Source organism: Cohaesibacter celericrescens (assembly GCF_002866925.1).
Lineage (GTDB): Bacteria > Pseudomonadota > Alphaproteobacteria > Rhizobiales > Cohaesibacteraceae > Cohaesibacter > Cohaesibacter celericrescens.
This window is the reverse complement of the sequence record NZ_PKUQ01000001.1, coordinates 656,676-663,041: the sequence shown is the minus strand read 5'-3', so window position 1 is coordinate 663,041 and position 6,366 is coordinate 656,676. Positions and strand designations below refer to the sequence as shown.

The following is a 6,366-nucleotide window of genomic DNA, read 5'->3' as shown; positions in this document are numbered from 1 at the left end:
CATCAAACCGCTCACAGTCGGGATACCCCCCTAAACGAGAACGTGACCGCAACTGAATTTGCACACTCTCACCGGCAATCTGGATTGAATATACTGAAAAGCCGTAAGGCACGAGGCTTGCGCGCTGAAATCGATGATGCATAGCTGATCCTCTGATGAACCAGCTAAAAGATGCACAACAATTTCAGCAAATGTGAGCCAGAGCCAGCTCTCAGTGAAAATCAACAACCATGGAAGCCACTTCATGCCGACAACCACTCTATTTTGGAGAGATTTTTGACTTGGCTCTCTGAAGATCAGACACTTAAGGACAGAAAAGGTTGAGCAGCTTAGACTGGAACTCCCGACTTTACCCTAGAGACAGCAATTGACCGTCAAAGATATACAAGATCAGGGTTTCATCAGCTTCACTGAAATTCGAGGCATTGGTAATCAAGATATATTCAATCAGCATTGCAGAGCGGGGTGTCTACCTCGCCTGCACCACCATATATGCCTTCAGGAAAGCGGACACAGCAACCTCAACAGCCTCATCAATAGGCAGATGAGGCTCAACGCCATAAAGCTGAGGTTCAACGACACCTGCCTCCAGCAGAGCCTTTAGATGCAAGCTTGCAATTTGAGCAGACGGAGCCAAAAGAACTCCATTGTCCATGAGCCTTTGCAAATAGGCCTGTATCTCAAGCAAGCCGCGCTGTTTGCCAATTTGGTATAATTCTGGTGCCAAATTGCTACTGGCCCCATCTGACATGGCCATTTTTGATACAGCCAAAACTTCAGGCCTGCTGAGAAATTTCAGATAAGCCCGGCCGAATGTTGTGAGCGTCTCTGCGACGTCTGGACCAAAGTTTTTGAACAATAAAAAAACTTCATTGCCGTGCTCTTCCAGAGCGTCCATCAAAACGGCTGCGAATAGTTGTTCTTTGGATTTGAAATATCCGTAGAGCGTTGCTTTCGATCCACCTAGACGCGCAGAAATTGTAGCCATACTGGCACGATGGAACCCAAGCTCACCAAAAACCTCCGACGCGACTTTAACGATTTTGCTTCTTTTTTCGCCGGTCTTAACGCGCATTTACCGATCCTCACTTTTCTGAAACGCTTGTACACTTTTGACTTGACCCAAACAAGATCTAATAATAAACCGTACAGTACAGTTATAATTTTGCATTTTTTCTAGTTTTGGTTTGGCAACAACATGTTTTCCCCGACTCTAACCTCCCGAAGGACAACTCCACTGGCGCTTTCGATCATCAGCCTGTGTGCGGGCTGTGCAATGCTCCCTCCAAAGACAGAGCTTTCAGAAATAAATCCAGTGAGTGCCTACGAAGCGACCCAGTCACTGGCCGCGAAACAATCCGCTTGGCCGTCAGATCACTGGTGGGCAGCCTACCGTGACCCGCAATTGTCGGAGTTGATCAAGGAAGGTCTTTCGGGCGCAAATGACATGAAGATTGCTGCTGCTCGGTTGGAAATAGCCTATGCAACACTAGGTTCCACCCGAGGCGCTTTGTTCCCCACGATGGGTGCCAACGCCAAGATAGATCAAGAGCGTCAGAGCTATAACTATCTGATAAATGAGGCTGTAGCGCCCAAAGGCTGGAAAGCCGCCGGGGTGATCGCTCTCGATTTGAATTGGGAAATCGACTTCTGGGGCAAAAACCGCGCAGCTTTGGCTGCTGCCAAAGGCGAAACGCAAGCCGCCGAAGCCGAAGCCGCCGCAGCTCGACTCGCTGTGTCCACCGGCATTGCACAGATCTATGCTCAGCTCGTGTCACTATATGCAGATAAAGATGCAACGAGCAACGCCATTCGAGTGCGCAAGCAAACTGTGAAGGTCATCAGTGATAGGTTTGACAAACGGCTAGAGAACGAAAGCGCCCTTGAGCGTGTCCGGTCAGCAGAAGCCAGCACGCAAGCACGCCTTGCTGCCATCGATGAACAGATCGCGCTGACTCGAAACCAGATTGCTGCGATGTTGGGCAAGGGCCCCGATCGTGGCCTTGCCATCAAGCGCCCTCATGTCAGTGGAGGCCGTTATTCCGGACTACCCAAAAACCTACCTCTCGACCTAATAGGCCGGCGTCCTGATGTTGTCGCGGCCCGTTTGCGGGCGGAGGCTTCGATTAAACGCGTTGAAGAATCCCGCGCAGCTTTCTACCCCAATGTGAACATCACAGCGGTCATTGGCAAACAGGCCCTCGGTTTGGACCTCCTGTCGCATACCAAATCCACTTATGGATCTGTCGGGCCAGCCATTTCGCTGCCAATTCTGGAGGGTGGACGTCATGTTGCCGGGCTGATGGTATCACAAGCCAAGCATGAGATTGCCGTAGCGACTTATAATCAGGCACTGGCTCAAGCACTCAAGGACGTTGCCGATAGTGTTGTCAGCAAACGCCAGCTCAGCCGTAGGCTCTATGCGACCCAAAAATCAGCAACCGCAGCTGAGAATGCTCACAGAATCGTCAAAAATCGTTACGACGGCGGACTGGCAACCTATCTCGAAGTTCTGGCAGCGGAGGACGCCATGATAAGCGCTCGCAATGCCACAGCAGCACTACGCGCCCGCAGTTTCGCACTGGATGTAAAACTCGTCCACGCACTTGGCGGCGGCTTCCGCAGTACGGAGAAAAAATCGTGAACGAAGTTAGTAAAATCGAAGTCGATATCGAAATTGATGACCTGATGTCCGCTGAACCTCAAAAGGCTCAATCGACCAAACGGGCGCCGCTGTTTTTGGGCCTGCTCGCAGCAGTGGCTGTTATTGGGGGGGGAGTCTATGCGTACCAGACACTCTATGCATCCAAGCATGTCGTCACCGACAACGCCTATGTTGGGGCAGACATTGCCAACATCACCGCTATGATTTCCGCCCCTGTTGCAGAAGTTATGGTGGCCGATGCCCAGCATGTCAAAAAGGGCGATATTCTCGCACGTCTGGATAGCACAGACACTGACCTGCAATTTGCGCAGGCTGAAGCCGGCTACCAACAAGCGTTGCGGCAGGTGAAATCGATTGCCGCCAACAACCGCACCTTGCATGCGCAAATTGAGGCGCGCAAAGCCGATATTCAACGTGCAGAAGCACAGGTCTTGACGGCGCAAGCCAATCTAGACAAGGCTCAGATTGATTTTGATCGTCGTGCCTCGCTTGCCAAAGGTGGGTCGGTCTCTGGAGATGAACTGACCGCGGCCGAAGCTGCCCTTAAAATACAAAAGGCCAATCTGACTTCTGCTCAAGCCTCTCTCGCTGCAGCAAAAGCAGCCCTTGATGCAGGGATCAGCGCACAAGAAGCCAACGCGGCCATGATCGAGGGCGTGGCGCAGGACAAGAACCCGCAGGTGCTCGTTGCAAAAGCCATGCGCGATCAAGCAAGGGTCAATCAGGAGCGCACCATCATTCGTGCACCAGTGGAGGGTGTTGTCTCAAAACGCAACGTGCAGGTGGGCGAACGTGTCCAACCGGGCATGCGCCTGATGGTCGTAGTTCCGCTGCAAGATGTCTTTGTCGATGCCAACTATAAGGAAGTCCAGTTGGCCAATGTCAAACCAGGCCAGAGAGTGACGCTGCATTCTGATCTTTACGGCAGCGGCGTTTCCTATGATGGCACGGTGACTGGCTTTACCGGCGGCACTGGCTCGGCTTTCTCGGTCATTCCAGCCCAGAATGCGACGGGCAACTGGATCAAGGTTGTCCAGCGCCTGCCGGTTCGTATCGCGCTTGATCCCGCTCAGCTCGAAACACATCCGCTGGAAGTGGGGCTGTCCATGACAGCCGACATCCATGTCGCAGAATAAAGCTGACGAAAAGATAACACAGAAAGATAACCACAGAAGGATAACCCATGACTGAGGTTACATCTTCGGTGCGAGGTGCGGCCCTGACAGGACCGACCCTCATCATCGCAGCTTTGGCTATCGGCACAGCAAATTTTCTCGTCGTGCTCGACAGTACTATCGCCAACGTGTCGGTTCCAACCATCGCAGGGTCCTTGGGCGTTTCTTCCTCTCAGGGTATCTGGGTGATCACCTCTTATGCTGTGGCCGAGGCTGTCACCGTACCCTTGACGGGCTGGTTGGCCCAAAAATTTGGTGCGATCAGGACTTTTATCAGCTGTTTCGTAGGTTTTGCTATTATGTCGCTTGTTTGCGGCATGGCCAACTCTCTAGAGACCCTTATTCTTGGGCGCGTATTACTCGGTTTGGCCGGTGGCCCGATTATGCCGCTTTCACAGATGCTGCTGGTCAAGATCTTCCCCAAAGATAAGGCGACTGCTGCGTCGGTGCTGTGGGCTATGACAACCTTGATTGGCCCTATTGCAGGTCCGATTCTGGGCGGCATCATTTGCGATGGTTATGGTTGGCAATGGATCTTCTTTATCAAGGTTCCAATTGCCTTGGTTGGTGCTTTTGTTGCCTATTCTTTACTCCGCGGCCAGCCGGACCCGAAAGTCAAGGCAAAAATCGATGCGATAGGGCTTGCCTTGCTGATTGTCTGGGTCGGAGCATTGGAAGTTTTGCTTGAAGAGGGCCGGAGCCTAGACTGGTTTTCTTCACCAATGATCTGTGTATTGGCGGCCGTGGCAGCGGTTGGGTTTATTGCTTTTCTGATTTGGGAACTGACAGAGGAAAATCCCATCGTTGATCTGCGCATTTTCCGCTACCGCGGTTTTACGGCAGCGTCGGTTACCTTCGCCGTTGGGTTCGGTGCCTTCTTTGCCTCCGTTGTCATCATCCCGCTGTGGCTGCAAACCAACATGGGATACACAGCGACATGGGCAGGCTACGCAACCGGCATCATGGGCATTCTCGCCTTCATTTCGGCTCCCATCGTGGGCAAGCTGAATGATGTGCTTGATCCACGGCTCATTCTCTCAACGGGGATACTGGGGCTGGGAGCGATGACCGCTTGGCGGATGACGTTCAATGGCGATGTGACCTTCATGCAAATGGCGTGGCCCATGCTCTTCACTGGTCCTTTCATGGTGATGTTCTTTGTGCCGGTCACCAGTTTGGCGCTTGCAACGGTCAAACCGCATGAAATGGCCAATGCCGCAGGCCTTTCAAACTTTATGCGGACCCTTGCGGGGGCTTTTGCCACCTCTTTGATTCAAACCGGTTGGCAAAATGCCGCTAAAGAAAACCAAACTGAGCTGGTCAACGCCATGCCGAATACTGATCATCTGATCGCTGACATGGTTCATAGCGGCATGTCGACCGAGGCCGCTGTGTCCAGCCTTAGCTTCACCATTGGCCAACAAAGCGTATTGCTGGCTACGCTCAATATGTTTGGTATCATCACTATCGTATTCGTGCTCGCTGCCTTTTTGCCGTGGCTAGCACCACGCGGAAAAGGAGAGGGCTCTCCCCACGTCGGGCACTAACAACCCGATTGGATCTATCAATGCTGGATTGGTGATTACCATATCTCCAATCCAGTTTTTTCGTTTCTAGCGGTAGCTATTTTACAATGCTCGGCCCTACTGCAAGTCCCTTAGGCGAGGGGCAGATGTAAGCGTCACAAAAATCATCCCGGCCGTCAGTCCAAAAACACACAGGGTAACAGTTGTAAGGTTCGTTAATTGGGTCGCAATCCCTGAGACCAAAATAACAACTGCCGCAACCGCATAGGTGAGGGCTGCATAGAGTGAAGTTAAACGACCTTGAACCAATAGCGAGGCCTTGAGAGAAATCAGGACCAGCTACTCCTGGCGAATGGATAAAACCTATATCAAGGTCAAAGGCAAATGGACCTATCTTTATAGGCGATCGATAAACGAGGGAAAACCCTTGATTTCATGCTGTTTGAGCACCGGGATGAAGCTGCGGCCAGTGCTTGCTTCGCACGCACAATCAAGAATAATGGCTAGCCTGAAATGGTTGTAATCGGCAAGAGCAGCGCAAACTTAGCAGGACTGCAAAACATGAACAGGTTGCTGCTGATACATGGCTGGTTCTGGCTGATCGAAATACTGCAGGTGAAATATCTGAATAACATCATTGAGCAAGACCACCGCTTCATCAAAATGCTGACGCGGCCTATGAAGGGCTTCAAATCCTTCTCATCAGCGTCAGCAACATTGGATGGAATAGAAGTCGCACATTTGATCTGCAAAGGGCAGCTCTCAACAGATGGTCAATCCGCATTTCAGCAATTTTCTGCGCTCGCAGAATAGCTGTGTCCAGTGATAGCCAGATCTGCGACAACCTCAGAAATTTGCGACAGAACCAATATTGCCTCTATTGCCCAGAAACACCTCTTCAAGTGCAGAATGCATTATCTCGCAGGGAGCTTTTTTGCCGGTCCACATTTCAAACGCAATAGCGCGCTCAACCGGTACCACTTTAATGGAGAGTGCTTTC

4 protein-coding genes and 1 pseudogene are annotated in these 6,366 nt (G+C 51.6%); 4 read left to right on the top strand and 1 reads right to left on the bottom strand.

Translation table 11 applies throughout. The features are described from left to right. Window positions 1-469 precede the first annotated feature (469 nt). A complete protein-coding gene (locus tag C0081_RS03160) occupies window positions 470-1,075 on the bottom strand; it encodes a TetR/AcrR family transcriptional regulator (protein ID WP_101532312.1) in 606 nt (201 codons plus the stop codon). A gap of 123 nt (window positions 1,076-1,198) precedes the next feature. Between C0081_RS03160 and C0081_RS03155 the strand changes: the two genes are divergently transcribed. The 4 genes and pseudogenes from C0081_RS03155 to C0081_RS03140 form a co-directional block, all read left to right on the top strand. Then, entirely contained in the window at window positions 1,199-2,644 is a 1,446-nt protein-coding gene (locus C0081_RS03155; RefSeq protein WP_101532311.1) for an efflux transporter outer membrane subunit, read from the top strand. Beyond that, the gene (locus C0081_RS03150) at window positions 2,641-3,801 is read left to right on the top strand and encodes an efflux RND transporter periplasmic adaptor subunit (protein WP_210200365.1); all 1,161 of its coding nucleotides are present in this window, start codon (window positions 2,641-2,643) and stop codon (window positions 3,799-3,801) included. Before C0081_RS03155 ends, C0081_RS03150 begins: the two co-directional genes overlap by 4 nt. A gap of 47 nt (window positions 3,802-3,848) precedes the next feature. Beyond that, window positions 3,849-5,387 (top strand): DHA2 family efflux MFS transporter permease subunit, encoded by a 1,539-nt coding sequence (locus C0081_RS03145; RefSeq protein ID WP_101532310.1) that lies wholly within the window; start codon window positions 3,849-3,851, stop codon window positions 5,385-5,387. Between the two features lie 307 nt (window positions 5,388-5,694). Then, window positions 5,695-6,179 (top strand): annotated as a pseudogene (locus C0081_RS03140) (IS6 family transposase); the annotation flags it as partial. Between the last annotated feature and the right edge of the window lie 187 nt (window positions 6,180-6,366).